Below are 20672 nucleotides of genomic sequence, written 5' to 3'. Positions count from 1 at the left end.
TCTCAATGGCGAACTTTCCCACGCAGCGCTTTGACTGAGGACTTTTGCGCCTTGGAGGCAAGTCGTCGCTCTTTTGACGCCCGAGTTGGTCGCGTCTCCCGGCGGCTTTTTTGCACTGCGGTTAATTCTTTTATTAACGCAACCAGCCGCGAGATCGCCGCTTCGCGGTTCATCTCCTGGCTGCGATATTCCTGAGCCTTAATGATAACCACACCGTCAGCAGAAATTAAGTGGTGACTGGCGGCAAGCAGGCGCTCTTTATAAAACTCCGGCAGGCTCGATGCTTTAATATCAAAACGTAAGTGAATCGCCGTCGAAGCCTTATTCACGTGCTGACCGCCCGCCCCCTGTGCGCGGACCCCGGTAAGCGAAATCTCCTCATCCGGGATGGAAACGCTGCGGCTAATCATGATCATGCCGGCTGCTGCCAGGCCGTTAAATGAATTTCCAGATTATTCCGATCGTCGGATAACCAGATGCCGCCGTCCTGCAGGGTTGCCTGCAGCGTCATGGTGCGATCGGCAAAAGCGCTCAGCTGCGCCAGTTGTGCATCATCAAGATACCAGATGGTCAGCTTCGGATACGCCGCAAGCTTATTCTGATTCTGCTGCCACCAGATTTCAGCCGCCCGGCTATTATAGGCGAATAGCGCCACCTCCTGCGCCCGCGAGCAGGCTTTCTTGAGGCGCTTCTCGTCCGGCAGCCCCAGCTCAATCCACAGATCGATGCCCAAATGGTCGTTTAACTGCCATAGCTCCGGTTCATCATCCGAGGACAACCCGCGGGTGAACTGCAGGCGCTCGTTGGCATATTTTATCCACGCCAGCAGGCGCAGCATCATACGCTCCTGGGTTTCGGAAGGATGTTGCGCCAGCGTCAGGTTAGCATCCAGAAACTGGTTGCGATCCAAATCGGCAACGTTAACCACAGCTTTATAAATCGTCGCTTTCAGCGCCATGAATAAACTCCTGAAAAAAATGGCATACATTGTAGCGAAACTAGCGACAAAAGGCTGTCGTCAATCGCTGGTCCTCCTTTCATCCTGCTGATATTGCTTAGATGACTATGGTATAGTCACCTTGCTAAACAGAGTTTATCTTCGTAGGCTTAAACTTGCATCCCACGGTTAAGTCAGAACGCTGACAGGAGGGCATGTGGATCAATATTGTGAGTTAATACGCAAGCGGTATGCGGAAATAGCCAGCGGAGACTTAGGGTATATCCCGGATGCGCTGGGCTGCGTGTTGAAAGTATTAAATGAGGTTGCGGCGGATCAGGCCCTTTCGGAGTCAGTCAGGGAAAAGGCCGCTTATGCGGCAGCAAACTTATTGGTGAGCGATTATGTCAATGAATGATACTTATCAACCCATTAACTGCGATGATTATGACAACCTCGAGCTTGCCTGCCAGCATCACCTGGTGCTGGCGCTGGCCCTGAAAGATGGTGAACAGCTGCAGGCCAAAGCAAACGATCTTATCTCGCGTAAAAATGTCGAGTATCTGGTGGTAGAACTTGGCGGTAACGTCCGTGAACTACGTCTGGATAAAATCGCCAGTTTCAGCCATCCTGAAATCGGCACCGTGGTGGTCAGCGAATCCTGAAGCCCATCGGGCGGCTTAGCCGCCCGTTTTCCGCCATACCAGCTGTAACCCCTCACCTTCCTGTACTTGCCCCTCTCTGGTCACAAACAGCCCATCGGCCGCCGCGATCAACGTTTCGCCATAAAACAATAGTGGCGTGGTATCGCGACGCCAGGGCGCGACCGCCATTTCCTGCCAGATTTTCTTAAGCTTACGCCCGCCCGGACGCCCGACGATGTGCAGATTACCGCTGGCGCGAAAACGTATCGATACCGGTTCATCCGCGCGTGGCGCGCGTAGCGGCCCACCGGGCTGCAACGCCAGTTCTCCCAGCGTTTCCGGTAGTGTCAGCGCTTCAGTCGCATCATCCCATGGTATTTCCCGTTCCGTCAGGCTTGCCAGATGCTTTACCCAAAACAGGCGCTGCTGGTAGCGCCGGACGGCAAAACCGCCTAACCGCAGACAAGGCGCGGCGTCTTCACGCGCCAGCGCCACTTCCTGCCAGATGCGCTCCGGCATTTCGCGCGACGGCATCGGCGCCTGTTGGGATGCCAGCCAGCGGCGCAACAGCGCCGCACGACGCGGCGCGCTCATCGCGCTCAGCGGCTCTATCGCCAGCGAACCACGCTCATCAACCAGCGCGGCAAGCTCCGCCGACAGCATTTCATCAAGCAACTGTTCCTGTTCGCCACATAAGCTGGCGCTGCGGGCGACGGACTCGGCAAAATGCGGCCAGCGCTCGCTCAGCAGCGGCAGTACTCGCAGGCGCAGAAAGTTGCGATCGTAGGCATCGTCCTGATTACTTTCGTCTTCAATCCACCGCAGTTGATGAGTCAGCGCCCATTGATGCAGGGATTCACGGCTCTCATTGAGCAGCGGACGTAGCAATTTTCCGCCAGCGAACTCGCTACTGGCGGCCATCGCCGACAAGCCGGTCGGGCCGCTACCGCGCTTAAGCGCCAGCAGGAAGGTCTCGCATTGGTCGTCGAGATGTTGTGCCGTCAATAACGCCTCGCCTGGCAGCAGCGCCTCACGGAAAGCCTGATAGCGCGCCTGGCGAGCATGCGCTTCAATCCCCAACCCCTCATCCGCCAGCGTCACGCGCACCACCTGTAACGGTACCTGCCACTGCAGGCAAATCTGTTCGCAATGCTCAACCCACTGGTCAGCGTTGGCGCTCAGGCCGTGGTGAATGTGAATCGCGCGCAGCTGAATCGCTGGCTCACGCTGGCGCCAGCGTACCAGCCGGTGCAGCAGGACGGTTGAGTCCAGGCCGCCGCTGAAGGCCAGCAGAAACTGACGATGTGGTCGAAGCGATGAGGCAATATCCGGCGTCATGATCGTGCGTACGCAGCTAAGAAGAGATAGCCCGGCACGTTACGCGCCAGGGCTGGTTCTGGCAAGTATTACTGTTGGTAAATCTCCAGCGGCAGGCCGTCGGGATCGTTGAAGAAGGTGAAACGCTTATCGGTAAACGGATCGATGCGGATAGCTTCACAGGCGACGCCATGCGCCTGCAAATGCGCAACCGCGGCATCAATATCGTCGACGCTAAACGCCAGGTGGCGCAGACCACAGGCTTCCGGACGGCTTGGGCGCGCAGGAGGGAACGGGAACGAAAACAGCTCGATAACGTACTCGCCGTTCAGCGCCAGGTCGCCCTTCCACGAATCACGCTCGGCGCGGTAGAACTCGCTCTGCAGCGTAAACCCGAGGATGTCGCAATAGAACGCTTTGCTCTTCGCGTAGTCTGTCGCGATGATGGCAATATGGTGAACTCGTTTTAAACCCAGCATGGTTGTTCTCCTCCTGTTGAAGCCCAACACGTTACTCGCGCCGCCCGCCGCCGCGCAAGCCCCTAATTATTTTTTAAGACTCGTACACGGTAGACGCCGTCTTCATCGCGTTTGGCCCCGTGGATGTCGGTTTCAAAACCTGGATAGTGGCGACCGATCGAGCAGAGCATCAACAGAAAATCGAGCACCGCGCGGCTCTCTTCGGTAATCATCTCCCCCGGCATCAGCAGCGGCACGCCAGGCGGATACGGCAGGATCATGTTAGCCGAAATACGCCCCACCAGATTCTCCAGTTCGATGGTTTCGGCTTCGCCCTTAATCTGCCGCTGCCAGGCCTGATGCGGGGTCATTTTCATCTCCGGCAGCACGTCAAAGGCCCGCAGCATCAGCTGTGAGAGCTGATGCTGACGGATCAGACGGTGGATCCCCTGTGCCAGATCCTGGATGCGCATATTGCGGTAGAAGTCCGGATCCTCAGCGTAGAGATCCGGCAACATATTTTTCACCCGCAGGTTGAGATCGTAGGCGCGTTTAAACTCGGTCAGACCGCGCAGCAGGCCCATCGCCCGGGTTTTATCGATACCGATACTGAACAAGAACAGCAGATTGTAAGGCCCGGTTTTCTCCACCACTACGCCGCGCTCGTCGAGGAATTTGGCCACCAGCGCGGCCGGGATCCCCTCTTCCGCCATATTGCCCTGCTCGTCCATACCCGGCGTGAGAATGGTGACTTTGACCGGGTCGAGGAACATATGGTCGTCATCGGCATCCTGGAATCCGTGCCACGCTTCTCCTGGGGAAACTGGCCAGCATTGCGCTTCGTCGACCTCCTCCGGTTGCCAGATATCAAAGAACCAGCCGTCGGCCTCCTCACGCAAGCGCTGCACCTCCTTACGGAAATGTAGCGCGCGTTCGATGGAGCGCTGAATCAGGCGTTTTCCGGAGTTGCCGCGCAGCATCGCCGCTGCGGTTTCTATCGAGGCGACGATCGGATAGCTCGGTGAGGTAGAGGTATGCATCATAAAGGCTTCATTGAAGGTATCTTCATCGTAGCTGCCTTTAATATGGATCAACGAAGCCTGCGACAACGCCGCCAGCATTTTATGCGTCGACTGGGTTTCGAAGATCACTTTCCCCGGTACGCGATCGCCGCTCATGCCGCTTTTCCCCTGATAAATCGGGTGAAAGTGGGTATAAGGCACCCAGGCGGAATCGAAGTGGATCGACGTCACGTCAAGGGTCTGTTTAATCCAGGTGGTGTTATACAACAGCCCATCATAGGTGGAGTTGGTGATCACCGCATGCACCGGCCACTGCGCGCCGCGAGTTGTCTCTACTTTGTGCTGGACGCTATCGCGGGTAAATTCCCGTTTCGGAATGCCGCCGAGGATCCCCAGCGCGTTACGCGTCGGTTTTAACCACAGCGGCACGATATCGCTCATCATCAGCAGATGCGCCAGCGATTTATGGCAGTTACGGTCGATCAGCAACGTACTGCCAGCGGGCGCCGAATACATGCCGACAATTTTATTCGAAGTCGAGGTGCCGTTGGTCACCATGTAGCTCTGCTCGGCGCCAAAGGCGCGAGCGATATACTCTTCCGCTTCCAGATGCGGGCCGGTATGGTCCAGCAGCGACCCCAGTTCGGTAACAGAGATAGAAACATCGGCTTTCAGCGTATTACCGCCGAAGAAATCATAAAACAGGCAGCCGACCGGGCTTTTCTGATAGGCGGTTCCCGCCATGTGTCCGGGTGTACAAAAGGTATATTTCCCCTCCTGCACATAATTAAACAACGCTTTGGTAAATGGCGGCGTGATGTTGTCCAGATACTCATTGGTATACTGGCGAATGCGGGTAGCGATATCTTCCGCCAGACCCAGCGCATATTCGAAGAACCACAACGCCATCCGTAGGTCCTGGCTGCTGACGTCCATCGTCGAGTGCGTATTGATAAAAGCATACAGCGGGAGATATTCGTTCAGGTGATTGATATCGCTGCATAAATCAACGCTGTACTCGTCCCAGTCGAAGATCACGCCGCAGATACGCGGGTTGTGCTCGATAAACTGCAGCAGGTCGGCGCTGTTTTGCGGCCAGATAGTCTGGAATCCTTGCTTCTGCAGAGCGGCTTCCAGCTCTTTGATCGGTTCGTCTTTATGGTAGACGCCGTGGGGCCCCATGATGGCGATGATATTCACGCTTTCCTCCTGGATTTACCTAAGGTAAGCATAATATCAATCGCGCCAGTGCTTAGCACTGGCGGATTTATCTTAGTCCTGAGTCATAGCAAAGCGATGATTACAGCGCTTTCCACGCATCCCCCCAGGCCAGACCTGCGCCCGGTTCGTAGTAGGTTGGCGCCACGTTGCACCATGCCCCTTCCGGCAGCGGTTTACACTGGAAAAGCGCGCCGTGGTTATTGACGATGTCACCTGGTTTCCAGCTCTGGCTGGCGCTCCATGCCGGATAGCTGATAGCGCCGCTATCGCCTGCCGGCTCATCCTTCGCGTCATCCGCCGCCGCCTTCGCCTTCACATTCAGAGTATAGGTGGCCGTGCTGGATAAGCTGCCATCGCTAACGGTCAGGCTAACGACATACTGGGCATCCTTGTCGCTCTCTGGTGCGCTAAAATTGATCACCGCCTTATCCGCGCCGCTCAACGTCTGGCCATCCTGCGACATCCAGCTATAGCTCAGCTTATCGCCGTTGGCATCGGTAGAGGCTTCCGCGCTCAGCGACACCAGGCTACCGGCTTCGACTGCGCCGACCGGGCCGGCAATACGCGCCACCGGCGCGACGTTTACCTGTGGAGCAGGCGTAACATCATCCGTCTTATCAGACGCGCCATCACTACCCGCATCATCAACCACGGTTACGTTGAAGTAGTGCTGCACACATTTGCTGTAATCCCCCTCTTTAAACGCGCTGTACGGCGTCTGATAGCTCACCAGCTGGCAGGCATTGGTTTTACCGTCCGCGGTGTTCGGATCCCATCCCCAATCCTGTTCCCAGTAGATTGGCAGCGCGCCGGCTCCGCCTTCATCAAACTGCTTCATGTTCTTACAGCCCAGCACTTCATCATCGGCAATAGGTACTTTGAGGTAGTTGGCGAACTCTTTGTAATAGGCAATACGGTTAAGCGATTGGGCGTTTTCCGTTGCGCCGCCGCACTCGACGCCGCCGTTGATGATCTGGATGCTCACGCCAAACCCTGGCACCAGGCCATTGCTCTTATCGCGATCGTTGGGCTGCCAGGTACCGTCGATAACGTGCAGCATGGAAGGTTTCGGCGGCTGCGGATAGACAAAGAAGAACACGGCGCTGGCGAGGTTCATCCATGAATCGGCCACCAACTGTGGTTTATCCAACAGCGGGCGAACGTCGCCATACATCGCCTCTGAGAACGGGCCGTAGTTGTAGTTATAGGAGAGCTGTTTAGCGCCGCGGCCAAAATAGCTGAGGAAATCGCCATCGGCATCTTTACCGCAAGGCCAGGTCTGCCCCTGCCAGACATCCGGGTTACATTCGCCGTTATAGCCGCCCTTTTGACCTTCGGTCCAGCCGACTTCGCGCAGATAGACCAGCGCCTGGCGCCATTCCGGAATATCGCGCCAGCTTTCGTGGCCGCCGGTTTCCTGAGCAAAGTGGGCAAACATCGTCGCCAGCGATTTACGGCAGATAGCATCGCTATCGCGACCATCGGTATAGGTACCGCATACCGCCGGGAATTTACCGATCGCCTTCAGGAAATTGCTGTAGGTATATTCCGGCGCGCGCATCGGGAACAGATAATCCCAATCCTGCTCGCTAAGCATGCCTTCAACGCGCTTAACGTTCTCCGGATTCGCCGCCCTACCGGGTTCAATCTGCTCGACCACGGCATTATCGAGGGTGCGAATAGAGGATTTAACCGCTTCCATCAGCGGAAAGTCGGTTAGCGCTTTTTCTTTTGCCGCCAGTTCGCTGGCGGTCATGGTGGTTGTTTCAGTGGCGCTGAGCAGCGGCGCCGCCTGTGCGGCCCCCAGACTTAACATGATCCCTGCCGCCACGGCGCTTAAGGCGACGGTTTTATGAATTGCCATAATATTATTCTCCTTTTCCTTATGAACGGTCTGCCCAGGCGTTGTCCCCGGCAGTGAGCGCAGTGTCACGGGAAAAAGACATCATCGGCTAATCACATCACCTCATTGACGTATCATCTTACCTCAGTGAAAAAATGATAAAAAAAAGGGCCGGAAATCCGGCCCCTTAGAGAATTGTGATGCGCTGATAAATCAGGCGTAGCCGTAGCTCATCAGACGCTGATAGCGGCGATTACGCAGCTCTTCTTCGCTGAGAGTATCCAGGTCAGCCAGGTCGGCCAACAGCTGTGCCTTCAGGCTCGCCGCCATCGCTTCCGGGTTACGATGAGCGCCGCCCAGCGGTTCTGGAACGATGGAATCAATCAGCTTCAGCTCTTTGAGGCGTGGCGCGATGATACCCATCGCTTCCGCGGCCAGCGGCGCTTTATCCGCGCTTTTCCACAGAATGGACGCACAGCCTTCCGGCGAGATAACTGAATAGGTGCTGTACTGCAGCATGTTGACTTTATCACCTACGCCGATCGCCAGCGCGCCGCCGGAGCCGCCTTCGCCAATCACGGTGCAGATAACCGGCACGCTCAGACGCGACATTTCACGCAGGTTGCGGGCAATCGCTTCCGACTGGCCGCGCTCTTCCGCGCCAACGCCCGGATAGGCGCCAGGGGTGTCGATGAAGGTAATGATCGGCATTTTGAAACGCTCAGCCATTTCCATCAGGCGCAGCGCTTTGCGGTAGCCTTCCGGCGCCGGCATACCAAAGTTACGACGGATCTTCTCTTTGGTTTCACGGCCTTTCTGATGACCGATGATCATCACCGGGCGACCATCAAGACGCGCAATACCGCCGACGATAGCTTTATCGTCAGCATAGGCGCGATCGCCTGCCAGCTCGTCAAATTCGTCGAAAGCCAGGCGGACATAATCCAGGGTATAGGGACGACGTGGATGGCGCGCCAGCTGGGCTACCTGCCATGCGCCAAGATCGGCGAAGATTTTGCGCGTCAGCTCTACGCTTTTTTCGCGCAGACGATGCACTTCTTCATCGATGTTAATATCCAGTTTCTCATCCTGACGGCTTACAGCAGTCAGGGAATCGATTTTCGCTTCCAGCTCTGCGATAGGCTGTTCAAAATCTAGGAAATTCAGACTCATAGTATTCCTGTATTAGTCAAACTCCAGTTCCACCTGCTCCGAGCCGATAAGGCCACGCAGATCGTTGAGTAAACGATCGCTCGGAGAGACGCGCCATGTTGCGCCAAAACGCAACCGCGCGCGCGCATCCGCCCTCTGATAATAGAGGTGTACTGGAATGGTTCCCGAACGGTGGGGTTCCAGAGACTGACGGAGTCGGTTTAAAAGCTGGTCATCAATTTGCCTGTCCGTCAGCGAGATAGCAAGCCCGCGAGCATATTTTTCCCGGGCTTCGTCAATATCCATGACTTCACGGGCGGTCATTTTAAGGCCCCCGCTGAAGTCATCAAAGCTGACCTGTCCGCTGACGATAAGTATGCGGTCTTTTTCCAGCAACTGCTGGTATTTATCCAGCGCGTCGGTGAATAACATCACCTCCAGACGCCCGGAACGGTCATCCAGCGTACAGATGCCGATACGATTGCCGCGCTTGGTGACCATTACCCGCGCAGCAATAACCAGCCCCGCCGCCGTGGTCACTTTACCACGATCGGTTGGGTGCATGTCTTTGAGTCTCACGCCGCCAACGTAGCGTTCGATCTCTTTTAGATATTGGTTAATCGGGTGGCCGGTCAGATACAGCCCCAGCGTTTCCCTTTCACCATCCAGCACCACCTGCTCTGGCCACGGCTGGCAGCTGGCGTAGGATTGCTCGATTTGCTCCGGCTCTTCCGCCAGCACGCCGAACATATCCGCCTGGCCGATGGCTTCGGCTTTGGCGTGCTGATCGGCGGCTTTCAGCGCATCGTTCAGCGAGTTCATCAGCGCCGCACGATGCGGGCCGAGGCGGTCGAACGCCCCGGACATAATCAGTTTTTCCAACACCCGGCGATTGAGTTTTTTAATATCGGTACGGGCGCACAGGTCAAACAGCTCGCGGAAGTAACCGCCATTGTTACGCGCTTCAATGATGGCTTCAATCGGGCCTTCGCCGACGCCTTTAATGGCGCCGATACCATACACGATTTCCCCATCATCGTTGACGTGGAAATGATACAGGCCGGAGTTAATGTCCGGCGGCAGGATTTTCAGCCCCATGCGCCAGCACTCATCGACCAGGCCCACCACCTTCTCGGTGTTGTCCATATCGGCAGTCATCACCGCCGCCATAAACTCGGCCGGATAGTGCGCCTTCAGCCACAGCGTCTGGTAGGAGACCAGCGCATAGGCGGCGGAGTGGGATTTGTTAAATCCATAACCGGCGAATTTCTCCACCAGGTCAAAGATTTTCATCGCCAGTTCGCCGTCAACGCCATTTTTCTTCGCACCTTCTTCGAAGACAGAACGCTGCTTGGCCATCTCTTCCGGCTTTTTCTTACCCATCGCACGACGCAGCATATCCGCGCCGCCGAGGGTATAACCAGAGAGCTCCTGGGCTATCTGCATGACCTGTTCCTGGTACAGGATGATGCCGTAAGTCGGCTCCAGTACAGGTTTCAGACATTCGTGCTGCCACTGCACGTCCGGGTAGGAAATCTCTTCACGGCCGTGCTTACGGTCGATAAAGTTATCTACCATCCCCGACTGCAGCGGGCCCGGGCGGAACAGGGCCACTAGTGCGATCATGTCTTCGAAGCAGTCAGGCTGCAGGCGCTTAATCAGATCTTTCATGCCGCGCGATTCAAGCTGGAATACCGCGGTGGTTTCCGAGCGCTGCAGCATGTCGAAGCTTTTCTTGTCATCCAGCGGAATCGCGGCGATATCCAGCGGCCCTTCGCCGTTTTTCGCCCGGCGCTTGTTGATCATCTCCAGCGCCCAGTTGATGATGGTCAGCGTACGCAGGCCGAGGAAGTCGAATTTTACCAGCCCGGCGTATTCGACGTCGTTCTTATCAAACTGGGTAACCGGGTGCAGCCCCTGCTCATCGCAGTACAGCGGCGCGAAATCGGTGATTTTGGTCGGCGCGATAACCACGCCGCCCGCGTGCTTACCGGCGTTACGCGTTACGCCTTCCAGCTTACGCGCCATATCAATCAGCGCTTTAACTTCTTCGTCCGCTTCGTAGATTTCCGGCAGCTGTGGTTCCGCTTCAAAGGCTTTCGCCAGCGTCATGCCCGGATCCGGCGGCACCAGCTTAGAGATTCGGTCAACAAAGCCGTAAGGGTGGCCCAGCACGCGGCCCACGTCGCGAATAACCGCCTTCGCCGCCATGGTACCGAAGGTGATGATCTGCGATACCGCGTCGCGGCCATACATATCCGCCACATGCTCAATCACCTGGTCGCGTTTCTCCATGCAGAAATCGACGTCGAAGTCGGGCATCGAAACACGTTCCGGGTTGAGGAAACGTTCGAACAGCAGGTCGAACTCCAGCGGGTCAAGGTCGGTGATTTTCAACGCATAGGCTACCAGCGAGCCGGCGCCGGAACCTCGCCCCGGCCCTACCGGCACGCCGTTATCCTTGGACCACTGGATAAATTCCATGACGATCAGGAAGTAGCCAGGGAACCCCATCTGGTTGATAACCTGCAGTTCCACATCCAGACGTTGGTCATATTCCGGGCGACGCTTAGCGCGCTCTTCGGGATCCGGGAACAGGAATTCGAGACGCTCTTCCAGCCCCTCTTTCGACTTCATCACCAGAAAATCTTCGGTAGTCATGTCGCCGGTCGGGAACTGCGGCAGGAAGTATTCGCCAAGGCGCACGGTGACGTTGCAGCGTTTGGCGATCTCAACGGTGTTTTCCAGCGCTTCCGGGATGTCAGCAAATAGCTCGCACATCTCCTCCTCGCTGCGCATATATTGCTGCGGCGAGTAGTTACGCGGACGCTTCGGATCGTCGAGGGTGAAGCCATCGTGAATGGCGACGCGGATTTCATGAGCGTCGAAGTCGCCGGTTTCCAGGAAGCGCACATCGTTGGTCGCCACTACCGGCAAACCATGCTCTTCCGCCAGTTGAACCGCGGCATGAAGATAGCTTTCTTCGTCCTGACGACCGGTACGGATCAGCTCCAGATAGTAGCGATCCGGAAAATGTTGTTGATAGAAGGCGAGACACTGCTCTACCAGCGGCATATTTCCGCGGATCAAGCTGACGCCAACGTCGCCTTTACGCCCGCCGGACAGCAGAATCAGCCCTTCCTGATGCTCAACCAGCCAGTCGCGATCGATCCATGGCCCCAGCGCGCCATAGCCGCGCTGATAGGCACGAGAAATGAGCAGAGTCAGGTTCTGATAGCCGGTATTGTTGGCCGCTAAAACCGTCAGCTCGGTGAATTCATCGCCAAGCAGATCGCACTGAACATGGAAGTCAGCGCCGACAATTGGTTTAATCCCGGCGCCATGGCCCGTTCCGTAGAACTTAACCAGACCGCAGAGGTTGGTGAAATCGGTGATCGCCAGCGCAGGCATGCCCAAAGCGGCCGCCTTTTTCACCAGCGGCCCGGTTTTCGCCAGCCCATCGATCATGGAATAGTCGCTGTGCACCCGCAGGTGTACGAAACGTGGTTCAGACATCTTTAGATCCCAGTGACTTAGTTGGACGCCAGGCCCAGCGCGCGTTTCACCGGGCCGAAACTACGCCGGTGGTGCTCTGTTGCGCCGTGTTCCTGCAGTTTTTGCAGATGTACAACGGTAGGATAGCCTTTGTGCTGGGCAAAACCGTATTGCGGAAATGCAATATCCAGCGTAGCCATTTCGGCGTCGCGAGTGACTTTAGCCAGAATAGACGCTGCGCTGATTTCCGCCACCCGGCTATCGCCTTTCACTACCGCCTGCGACGGCATCGGAAGCGATGGACAGCGGTTGCCGTCGATAAGCACGAACTCAGGGGTAATACTCAGACCAGCGACGGCGCGCTGCATCGCCAGCATCGTGGCATGCAGGATGTTTAGCTCGTCGATTTCATGCGGCTCGGCGCGCCCCAGGCTCCAGCACAGCGCTTTGTCTTTGATTTCATCAAACAGCGCCAGGCGGCGCTTTTCGCTTAATTTTTTAGAGTCGTTGAGGCCTACGATAGGCTTACGCGGATCAAGGATTACCGCGGCAGTGACCACCGCGCCGACCAGCGGCCCGCGGCCTACCTCATCGACACCGGCGACCAGATGGGTATGTGGATAAACGAACTCCATCATTTTGCTAACTCCAGTACTGCGTCCGCCGCCTGCTCGTCCGCGTTGCAGCGGATCTGCTGATGCAGCGCGCGGAAAGTATCATGCATATCGTGGCTGGTTTTGCCGTCGGCCAGCAGCGGCTTCAAGGCGGCTGCCAGCGCCTGCGGCTCGCATTCATCCTGCAGCAGCTCTTTCACCAGCTCGCGCCCGGCCAGCAGATTTGGCAAGGAGACATAATCGGTTTTCACCAACCGCTTCGCCAGCCAGAAGGTAAACGGCTTCATGCGGTAGCCAACGACCATCGGGCATTTCGCCAGCATGCACTCCAGCGCCGCCGTCCCCGAGGCCAGCAGCGCGGCATCACTGGCGATCATCGCATCGCGCGCCTGACCATCCAGCATATGTACCGTCATATCCGGCGCCGTCTCAGCTTTGATTCGCTCAAACTGTTCCCGCCGTTTGGCATTGACCAGCGGCACCACAACCTGCAGGTCGGGATAAGCATTACGCAGAAGCTGCGCGGTTTTCAGGAAGTCGGCGCTGAGCATTTCGACCTCCGCGCCGCGGCTACCGGGCAGCAACGCCAGGCAGTGAACATCATGCGGGATACCCAGACGGTCACGTGCCGCGCCCTTGTCAGGATCCAGCGGCATGGCATCCGCCATGGTGTGGCCGATGAAACGGCAGGGAACGTTAAATCTGTCGTAAAACGCTTTTTCGAAAGGCAGGAATGCCAGGACCAGATCGGTGGATCTGCCAATTTTGAAAACGCGTTTTTGTCGCCATGCCCAAACGGACGGGCTGACGTAATGAATGGTTTTGATGCCCTGCTTTTTCAGGTTACCTTCGAGGGTAATATTGAAATCAGGGGCGTCGATGCCAACGAAGACATCGGGACGCAGTTCACCGAAGCGGCGCGTTAAATCGGCGCGAATATGCAGTAAGCGGCGCAGACGACCAAGCACTTCAACAATGCCCATCACGGCCAGCTCTTCCATTTCGTACCAGGCTTCGCATCCTTCCGCCTGCATCAGCGGCCCCGCCACGCCGACAAAGCGCGCATCAGGGACGCGAGCTTTGAGGGCGCGGATGAGACCGGCGCCAAGAATATCGCCGGAGGTTTCTCCGGCGACCAGGGCAATCGTCAGGGGACGCTGTTCGGCCATTAACGAATCAAGCCGCGAGTTGAACGGGCAAAGAAATCGACAAATGGCTGAACTTCAGGATGCTGAGCCGCCAGTTCGGCGATTTCCGGCTTGGCTTCGTCCAGCGTTTTGCCACTGCGGTACAGCAGTTTATAGGCGTTACGAATCGCGGTAATCGCTTCACGGCTAAAGCCGCGGCGTTTCAGACCTTCGATGTTGACGCCAAACGGCGTGGCATGGTTGCCCTGGGCAATCACGAACGGCGGAACGTCCTGAGCGACGCCGGAGCAGCCGCCTACCATAACGTGCGCGCCGATGATGCAGAACTGATGTACTGCAGTCATGCCGCCGATGATGACGAAATCATCCAGAGACACGTGACCGGCCAGCGTCGCGTTGTTGGCCAGGATGCAGCGGTCGCCAAGCGTACAATCGTGCGCCACGTGGGCGTTGATCATCAGCAGGTTATCGCTGCCCACCTTCGTTAATCCACCGCCCTGTACTGTGCCGCGATGAATGGTGACGCTTTCGCGAATGCGGTTGCGATCGCCAATTTCCACTCGAGTCGGCTCGCCAGCATATTTCAGATCCTGGTTAACTTCACCGATCGAAGCGAACTGGTAGATCTCATTGTCGCGGCCAATTTTAGTGTGGCCATTCACAACGACATGAGACTTCAGTACGGTGCCCTCGCCAATTTCGACGTTGGCGCCCACAATACAAAACGGACCAATGTGGACGTTAGCGCCAATGACGGCGCCTTCTTCTACAATGGCGGTAGGATGAATAAAGGCGGTTTTATCAATCACGTATCAGGCCTCCCGGCTACGCGCACACATCATCGTCGCTTCGCAAACCACTTTACCGTCAACCAGCGCAACGCCTTTGAAACGGGTCAGGCCGCGGCGGGTTTTCTCGAAAGTGACTTCCATAATCATCTGGTCGCCTGGCACTACCGGACGTTTGAAACGCGCTTCATCGATACCCGCGAAGTAGTACAGTTCGCCCGGCTCAAGTTTTCCAACGCTTTTGAAAGCCAGAATGCCGGTGGCTTGCGCCATCGCTTCCAGAATCAGCACGCCAGGTAAAATCGGCTTACCAGGGAAATGCCCCTGGAAAAACGGCTCGTTTACGGAAACATTTTTTACTGCGCGCAGAAAACGACCTTCTTCAAAATCCAGCACGCGGTCTACCAGCAGGAACGGGTAACGGTGAGGCAGAAGTTCCAGAATCTCTTCAATGTGCAGAGTATGAGTGTCAGTAGTCAAAATACTCTTCCTGTCTAAATATACTAAAAGGCAATAATAACACGGCCTGCGGCAATCTTATTAACGAATGCAACAGGCCGGGAATGGAACGTGACCGAATGATGAATTTAGTCTTGTTGATTAACCTTGCGCTCAACCGCTTTCAGGCGCTTGCTCATCTCGTCAATATTCATCACCAGCGCCGCAGTTTTACGCCACGCCTTGTTCGGCTGCAGCGGAATACCTGAGGAATAGACGCCAGGTTCAGAGATAGGACGCATAACCATCCCCATCCCGGTTACGGTGACTTTATCGCAGATTTCCATATGGCCGTTAATCACGCTGGCGCCGCCAATCATGCAGTAACGGCCAATTTTCAGGCTGCCGGCCATAATCACGCCGCCAGCGACGGCGGTATTGTCGCCAATCACCACGTTGTGCGCAATCTGGCACTGGTTATCAATGATAACGCCATTGCCGATCACGGTATCGTCCAGCGCGCCGCGATCGATGGTGGTACAGGCGCCGATCTCCACACGATCGCCAATTATAACGCGACCAAGCTGCGGGATCTTCACCCAGTTACCGCGATCGTTAGCGTAACCAAAACCGTCCGCGCCGATCACCGTACTGGACTGGATCAGGCAATTTTCACCGATCTCAATCTCGTGGTAAATGGTAACGTTGGCCCATAAACGCGAGCCGGCGCCGATTTTGCTATTTTTGCCAACGAAACAGCCAGCGCCGATAACCACGTTATCGCCCAGCACCACGCCGGATTCGATAACGGCATTCGCGCCGACGGAGACGTTGTTACCCAGCTTCGCCGTTGGGTCGATCGCCGCGCTTGCGGCGATGTCTTGCGCCGGCTGCGGCGTGGTATCTAAAATTTGAGCCATGCGCGCGTAGGTCAGGTAGGGATTACGCACTACCAGCGCGGCGCTATGGGCAAACGGTAAATCGTCCGGCGTCATGACAACGGCGGAGGCCTGGCAAGCGGCCAGGTGTTCACGGTATTTAGGATTTACCATGAAAGTAATTTGGCCTGCTTTAGCGCTCTGCATGGACGCAACGCCGGTGATGACGATATCGCCATCACCGTGTAATTCTGCATCCAACTGCTGTGCTAAGTCAGCCAGTCGAATTGAAGGCATTACTTATTTAACCTGTTTCAGTACATCAGCGGTGATGTCTTTAACATCGCTGCTGTTGTATGCCACGGCATTAGAGTCAACAACCAGATCGATGCTCTGATCTTTCGCTACGCTCTGAACGGCAGTCTGGATACGGGTAACCAGTTTGCCACGTTCTTCATTGGAACGACGTGCGCGATCCTGCTCAAAAGCCTGTGCTTTCTGAGAGAAGGTCTGACGCTGAGACATCACGTCTTTTTCCAGTTTGGTACGATCTGCGCCCGGTTTCATGGACTGCAGACGCTGCATTTTAGACTGCAGATCGCCTTCCATACGCTGCAGTTCGCTAGCGCGGCCTTTGAACTCGTTCTCCAGCGTTTTGGAAACGCCAGTTTTCTGAGCAACCTGCTGGAACAGGTTATTCATGTTAACCAGAGCAATTTTATCTGCCGCCTGAGCGGAAGTTACCATTGCTAAACCCAGACCTGCAGCTAATAACCACTTTTTCACAATTGACTCCTTACCATCCCATGAGTACCCAGGGGTACCGTTATTTGCGTGGCCAGGCGATAGCATCCGCCATCGCCTACAGTCAGCGCTATACTGCACTTACATTCCGTTGTCGCCGACAATTACCAGGTTTTACCAATGTTAAACTGGAACTGCTCGGCTTTGTCTCCATCGTACTTTTTAAACGGTTGGGCGTAGGAGAAGACCAACGGCCCCAACGGCGACATCCACTGTACCGCGATACCCGCAGACATACGAATGTTGCTTGGATCGCTGTAATCAGGGTAGCCACCGTACTTCGTGGAATCCCAGTTAGTATCCCAGACGGTCCCCATATCCATAAACACGGAAGTACGCACCGAGTTAGCGTATTTATCGCTGATAAACGGCGTTGGGGTAATCAGCTCAAGGCTGGCGACCGCCATGGCGTTACCGCCCACCGCATCGTCCGATTTACAAGGCGCGCTTTCAGTGCTCGCACATTCCGTATCATAGTCATCACGACTGGTAGTTGAAGGGAGATAAACCGCTTTCGGACCAATCGTATTCGACTGGAAGCCGCGAACGGTACTTGAACCACCGGCATAGAAGTTCTCATAGAACGGCATCTCTTTGCCGCCGAGTCCATCACCGTAACCGAAGCGCGTACGACCAAGCACGACCCACTGATGATCGTCATCGATCGGTACATAGGTCGCAGTATCCAGCGTCACTTTGTAGTATTCGTTATCAGAGCCCGGAATAGTGACTTTACCGTTCAGGTTGACACGCGAACCTTCAGTCGGGAAGTAGCCGCGGTCGAGGCGGTTGTACGTCCAACCATAGTTGAAGGTGAAGTCGTCGGCGCTAAACGAGTTATTGTCGTTGGTGGTATCCGGGTACTGCCCCATCGAATTCAGGTAACGCCACATCGCCACCTGCGGCTGCATATTGGACAGGGAGTTATGAACGTAACCTAAACCTGCGCGCAGTGAGTTGTATTCGTTGATCGGGAAGCCGAGAGTTACGTCTGTACCATAGCTTTTGTTGGTATAGTCAGACAGATCCGCGTCGTTCGCATCGAAGTCGTTATAGAAGATGCGGCCGCCGAGGCTCACGCCATCTACGGTGAAATACGGGTTGGTGACCGACAGTTCAGCATAGGTCTGGTAGTCGTTCTTGGTCCCGTTAATGCCAACAGAGTAGCCGGTGCCTAACCAGTTATCCTGCTGAACGCCTGCCTGGAAGCTGACGCCGCTTTCGGTACCGTAACCGATACCGAAGTTCAGGCTACCGGTGTTACGCTCTTTCACCTTGTAAACGACATCGACCTGATCCGGGCTACCCGGCACGCGCTGGGTATCGGTATCGACGGTTTCGAAATAACCTAAACGGTTAAGACGGTCTTTACCCTGATCGACCAGGTCACTGCCCAGCCACGCTCCTTCCATCTGGCGCATTTCGCGGCGCAGGACGGAATCTTTGGAGGTGTCGTTACCTTCGAAGCGAATTTTACGCACGTAGTAACGGTTACCGGCATCAACGTTGATATGCAGCTTCACGGTTTTATCCGTGTCGTTGATTTCCGGCTGCGACTGGACGCGCGGATAGGCGTAACCATAGCGACCGAGGAGTTTCTTAATGTCATTCTCCATTTTGGTCACTTTGGTGCCGTTATACAGCTCGCCCGGCTCAATTTTGGTCAGCGATTCGATTTCCGCGGAATGGCCCGCCAGATCGCCCGTAATCTGCACGCCGGAGAGCTTGTACTGCTCGCCTTCGGTGATGTTTACGGTGATATAGATGCCTTTCTTGTCCGGCGTCAGGCTAACCTGCGTCGAATCGATGTTGAAACGCGCGTAGCCGCGATCCAGATAGTAACTGCGCAGGGTTTCAAGGTCGCCCGCCAGTTTCTGTTTCTGGTATTTACGATCGCCGACAACGTTCCACCACGGCACTTCATCGCGCAGTTGGAAGTGAGAAATCAGTTCGTCAGTGGTGAAAGCGTGGTTACCGACAATGTTAATCTGCTGGATTTTCGCCGAGACGCCTTCCTGGAAAACCAGTTTCAGGTCGACACGGTTACGCGGCAGCGGCGTCACGACAGCTTTAACGCTGGCGCTATATTTACCGACGCTGTAGTAGAAATCTTCCAGCCCTTTTTCGATATCGGCAAGCTTGGTGCGATCGAGAGATTCCCCAACGCGAACGCCGGATGCCTCAAGGTTTTGCTTGAGCATGTCATCCTTCACCGACTTGTTGCCGGAGAAGGTAATGCTCGCAATTGTTGGGCGCTCTTTCACCTGCACCAGCAGGGTATCACCATCGCGCAGGACGCGGACGTCCTCAAAGTTGCCAGTGGCAAACAGAGCGCGAATGGTGTTACTGATATCATCATCGGTCACCGTATCGCCAGGACGCACTGGCATGCTGAGGAGGGCCGCACCAACAGCGACACGCTGCAAGCCTTCGAAATGAATGTCCTTCACCACGAACCCTTCAGCACCGTATACAGTCGCGCTGCTAAACAGCAGCGACGCTATGAGCAACTTTTTCATCGCCATCGTTATTATGCGTTCTTCCTAACAAACTCTCTTACAACCGAGAGAAATCATTGAAAAGTGCAAGCCCCATTAACAGCACCAGCAGTATTGAGCCAATGCGATAACTAAAGTCTTGAACTCGCTCGGATACCGGTCCGCCCTTCAGCTTTTCAATCGCCAAAAACAGCAGATGCCCCCCGTCGAGGACGGGTAGCGGGAACAAGTTGATTATTCCAAGGTTCACGCTAATCAGCGCAAGGAACATCAGATAGTAAATCAACCCAAATTCCGCTGACATTCCAGCCCCCTGAGCGATAGAAATCGGCCCACTGAGGTTGTTCAGTTTGACATCACCGGTTATCAATTTGCCCAGCATCCTGACCGTTAACGACATCAGTTGCCAGGTTTTATCCGTGGCTTCGGCGATGGCGGCAAACGGCCCGTACTGACGCACTGTCTTGTATTCATCAGGCAGCGGGATAACCTTTGGTACTACCCCTGCAAACCCTTCAGCCTTGCCTTTCACCGACTTCGTATCCGGAGTCAAAGTCAACGACAGCGGCGTACCTTGTCTGTCGACCTCCAGAGCCAGCGCCTTGCCCGGATTATCGCGCACCAGATTAACAAACGTCATCCACTGCGTTAACGGTTGACCATCGACTTTAACGATCCTGTCTCCCGCTTGCAAACCTGCTTTCTGCGCGGCCGACTGAGGTTGTACCTCAGCCAGGGCGGTATCAATCTGCGCGCTATGCGGCTTGATACCCAGCGAGGCCACCGGATCTTGTTTATCCGGCTCAAACGCCCAGTGACGCAGATCGAGGATTTTATCCTGACGTTGGTTCGTCCCGAAAGGGGCGACGGTAAGTATTGTTTGTTGGTCGCCGATCTTCGCGACTAACGCCATACGAATTGCATCCCAATCAGGCGTTTCGATGCCATCTATCGCTTTAAGTTCCATTCCTTTTGCAATTTGTGCTTGCGCAGCGATGGAATTGGGCGATATTTCATCAACAACCGGACGTACGCCAGGGACGCCGATGATAAACACCAGCCAGTAAGCAAAGATGGCAAAAATGAAGTTGGCGATAGGGCCTGCGGCAATGATGGCCGCACGCTGACCGACGGTTTTATTGTTGAACGCATAATGGCGTATTTCCGGCGCCACTGGCTCAACGCGTTCGTCGAGCATCTTCACATAGCCGCCGAGTGGGATCAGCGCGATAACGAACTCGGTACCCTGCTTATCCACACGGCGCCACAACGCTTTACCAAAACCAATGGAAAAACGTTCAACACGCACACCGCAGCGACGAGCCACCCAGAAATGGCCGAACTCGTGCACGGTGATCAGTACGCCAAGCGCAATAATAAAAGCGGCCAAATTCCAGAGAACGCTCAGCATAAAA

18 protein-coding genes are annotated in these 20672 nt (G+C 55.6%); 2 read left to right on the top strand and 16 right to left on the bottom strand.

The annotated features are described in order from the left end of the window. Positions 1–2: 2 nt before the first annotated feature. Positions 3–416, bottom strand: a complete 414-nt coding sequence (gene arfB, locus ABLU80_RS09885; RefSeq protein ID WP_015368143.1) for an alternative ribosome rescue aminoacyl-tRNA hydrolase ArfB — start codon at positions 414–416, stop codon at positions 3–5. Beyond that, entirely contained in the window at positions 413–958 is a 546-nt protein-coding gene (locus ABLU80_RS09880) for a YaeQ family protein (RefSeq protein ID WP_015368144.1), read from the bottom strand. The genes arfB and ABLU80_RS09880 overlap by 4 nt, the downstream gene beginning before the upstream one ends. 196 nt (positions 959–1154) lie before the next feature. On the opposite strand from ABLU80_RS09880, the gene ABLU80_RS09875 reads away from it, so the two are divergent. Together ABLU80_RS09875 and rof are read left to right on the top strand one after the other, a co-directional pair. After that, positions 1155–1355 (top strand): YaeP family protein, encoded by a 201-nt coding sequence (locus tag ABLU80_RS09875; protein WP_015368145.1) that lies wholly within the window; start codon positions 1155–1157, stop codon positions 1353–1355. After that, positions 1342–1602, top strand: coding sequence for a Rho-binding antiterminator (gene rof / locus ABLU80_RS09870; RefSeq protein ID WP_015368146.1), 261 nt, complete (start codon positions 1342–1344; stop codon positions 1600–1602). Before ABLU80_RS09875 ends, rof begins: the two co-directional genes overlap by 14 nt. A 15-nt stretch (positions 1603–1617) precedes the next feature. Here rof and tilS read toward each other — a convergent pair whose 3' ends face one another. The 14 genes from tilS to rseP form a co-directional block, all read right to left on the bottom strand. Next, positions 1618–2919, bottom strand: coding sequence for a tRNA lysidine(34) synthetase TilS (gene tilS / locus ABLU80_RS09865; RefSeq protein ID WP_063446439.1), 1302 nt, complete (start codon positions 2917–2919; stop codon positions 1618–1620). 68 nt (positions 2920–2987) lie between these two features. Further along, complete coding sequence (locus ABLU80_RS09860; protein ID WP_015704453.1) at positions 2988–3377, bottom strand: VOC family protein; 390 nt, start codon at positions 3375–3377, stop codon at positions 2988–2990. Positions 3378–3439: 62 nt separating this feature from the next. Then, positions 3440–5578: a lysine decarboxylase LdcC gene (locus ABLU80_RS09855; RefSeq protein ID WP_348849939.1), complete on the bottom strand. Its 2139-nt coding sequence runs from the start codon at positions 5576–5578 to the stop codon at positions 3440–3442. 100 nt (positions 5579–5678) lie between these two features. Further along, complete coding sequence (locus tag ABLU80_RS09850) at positions 5679–7463, bottom strand: chitinase (RefSeq protein ID WP_063446436.1); 1785 nt, start codon at positions 7461–7463, stop codon at positions 5679–5681. A gap of 192 nt (positions 7464–7655) precedes the next feature. Then, the gene (accA, locus tag ABLU80_RS09845) at positions 7656–8615 is read right to left on the bottom strand and encodes an acetyl-CoA carboxylase carboxyl transferase subunit alpha (protein WP_015368151.1); all 960 of its coding nucleotides are present in this window, start codon (positions 8613–8615) and stop codon (positions 7656–7658) included. Between the two features lie 12 nt (positions 8616–8627). Beyond that, positions 8628–12110, bottom strand: a complete 3483-nt coding sequence (dnaE, locus tag ABLU80_RS09840) for a DNA polymerase III subunit alpha (protein WP_015704450.1) — start codon at positions 12108–12110, stop codon at positions 8628–8630. A 17-nt stretch (positions 12111–12127) separates the two neighbouring features. Beyond that, complete coding sequence (gene rnhB, locus ABLU80_RS09835) at positions 12128–12727, bottom strand: ribonuclease HII (protein ID WP_015368153.1); 600 nt, start codon at positions 12725–12727, stop codon at positions 12128–12130. Continuing rightward, a complete protein-coding gene (gene lpxB, locus ABLU80_RS09830) occupies positions 12724–13872 on the bottom strand; it encodes a lipid-A-disaccharide synthase (protein WP_015704449.1) in 1149 nt (382 codons plus the stop codon). Before lpxB ends, rnhB begins: the two co-directional genes overlap by 4 nt. Next, the gene (lpxA, locus tag ABLU80_RS09825) at positions 13872–14660 is read right to left on the bottom strand and encodes an acyl-ACP--UDP-N-acetylglucosamine O-acyltransferase (protein WP_015368155.1); all 789 of its coding nucleotides are present in this window, start codon (positions 14658–14660) and stop codon (positions 13872–13874) included. The genes lpxB and lpxA overlap by 1 nt, the downstream gene beginning before the upstream one ends. A gap of 3 nt (positions 14661–14663) precedes the next feature. Next, positions 14664–15119, bottom strand: a complete 456-nt coding sequence (gene fabZ, locus ABLU80_RS09820) for a 3-hydroxyacyl-ACP dehydratase FabZ (RefSeq protein ID WP_004145858.1) — start codon at positions 15117–15119, stop codon at positions 14664–14666. A 107-nt stretch (positions 15120–15226) separates the two neighbouring features. Continuing rightward, positions 15227–16252, bottom strand: coding sequence for a UDP-3-O-(3-hydroxymyristoyl)glucosamine N-acyltransferase (gene lpxD / locus ABLU80_RS09815; protein WP_015368156.1), 1026 nt, complete (start codon positions 16250–16252; stop codon positions 15227–15229). Positions 16253–16255: 3 nt separating this feature from the next. After that, entirely contained in the window at positions 16256–16741 is a 486-nt protein-coding gene (gene skp / locus ABLU80_RS09810; RefSeq protein ID WP_015368157.1) for a molecular chaperone Skp, read from the bottom strand. A 122-nt stretch (positions 16742–16863) separates the two neighbouring features. After that, positions 16864–19284: an outer membrane protein assembly factor BamA gene (gene bamA, locus ABLU80_RS09805; protein ID WP_015704448.1), complete on the bottom strand. Its 2421-nt coding sequence runs from the start codon at positions 19282–19284 to the stop codon at positions 16864–16866. Between the two features lie 31 nt (positions 19285–19315). Continuing rightward, on the bottom strand, positions 19316–20668 hold the full coding sequence (gene rseP, locus ABLU80_RS09800) for a sigma E protease regulator RseP (RefSeq protein WP_348849940.1): 1353 nt from the start codon (positions 20666–20668) through the stop codon (positions 19316–19318). Between the last annotated feature and the right edge of the window lie 4 nt (positions 20669–20672).

The sequence above is a fragment of the Klebsiella sp. CN_Kp104 genome (assembly GCF_040064515.1).
Taxonomy (GTDB): Bacteria; Pseudomonadota; Gammaproteobacteria; order Enterobacterales; family Enterobacteriaceae; genus Klebsiella; species Klebsiella aerogenes.
This window is presented reverse-complemented; position numbering and strand designations above follow the sequence as displayed.

Coding starts and splice junctions, on each gene's coding strand:
- rof (WP_015368146.1), top strand. CDS start 1,342: ATGTCAATGAATGATACTTATCAACCCATTAACTGCGATGATTATGAC.
- ABLU80_RS09860 (WP_015704453.1), bottom strand. CDS start 3,377: ATGCTGGGTTTAAAACGAGTTCACCATATTGCCATCATCGCGACAGAC.
- tilS (WP_063446439.1), bottom strand. CDS start 2,919: ATGACGCCGGATATTGCCTCATCGCTTCGACCACATCGTCAGTTTCTG.
- arfB (WP_015368143.1), bottom strand. CDS start 416: ATGATCATGATTAGCCGCAGCGTTTCCATCCCGGATGAGGAGATTTCG.
- ABLU80_RS09880 (WP_015368144.1), bottom strand. CDS start 958: ATGGCGCTGAAAGCGACGATTTATAAAGCTGTGGTTAACGTTGCCGAT.
- dnaE (WP_015704450.1), bottom strand. CDS start 12,110: ATGTCTGAACCACGTTTCGTACACCTGCGGGTGCACAGCGACTATTCC.
- ABLU80_RS09850 (WP_063446436.1), bottom strand. CDS start 7,463: ATGGCAATTCATAAAACCGTCGCCTTAAGCGCCGTGGCGGCAGGGATC.
- rseP (WP_348849940.1), bottom strand. CDS start 20,668: ATGCTGAGCGTTCTCTGGAATTTGGCCGCTTTTATTATTGCGCTTGGC.
- rnhB (WP_015368153.1), bottom strand. CDS start 12,727: ATGATGGAGTTCGTTTATCCACATACCCATCTGGTCGCCGGTGTCGAT.
- lpxD (WP_015368156.1), bottom strand. CDS start 16,252: ATGCCTTCAATTCGACTGGCTGACTTAGCACAGCAGTTGGATGCAGAA.
- bamA (WP_015704448.1), bottom strand. CDS start 19,284: ATGGCGATGAAAAAGTTGCTCATAGCGTCGCTGCTGTTTAGCAGCGCG.
- lpxB (WP_015704449.1), bottom strand. CDS start 13,872: ATGGCCGAACAGCGTCCCCTGACGATTGCCCTGGTCGCCGGAGAAACC.
- accA (WP_015368151.1), bottom strand. CDS start 8,615: ATGAGTCTGAATTTCCTAGATTTTGAACAGCCTATCGCAGAGCTGGAA.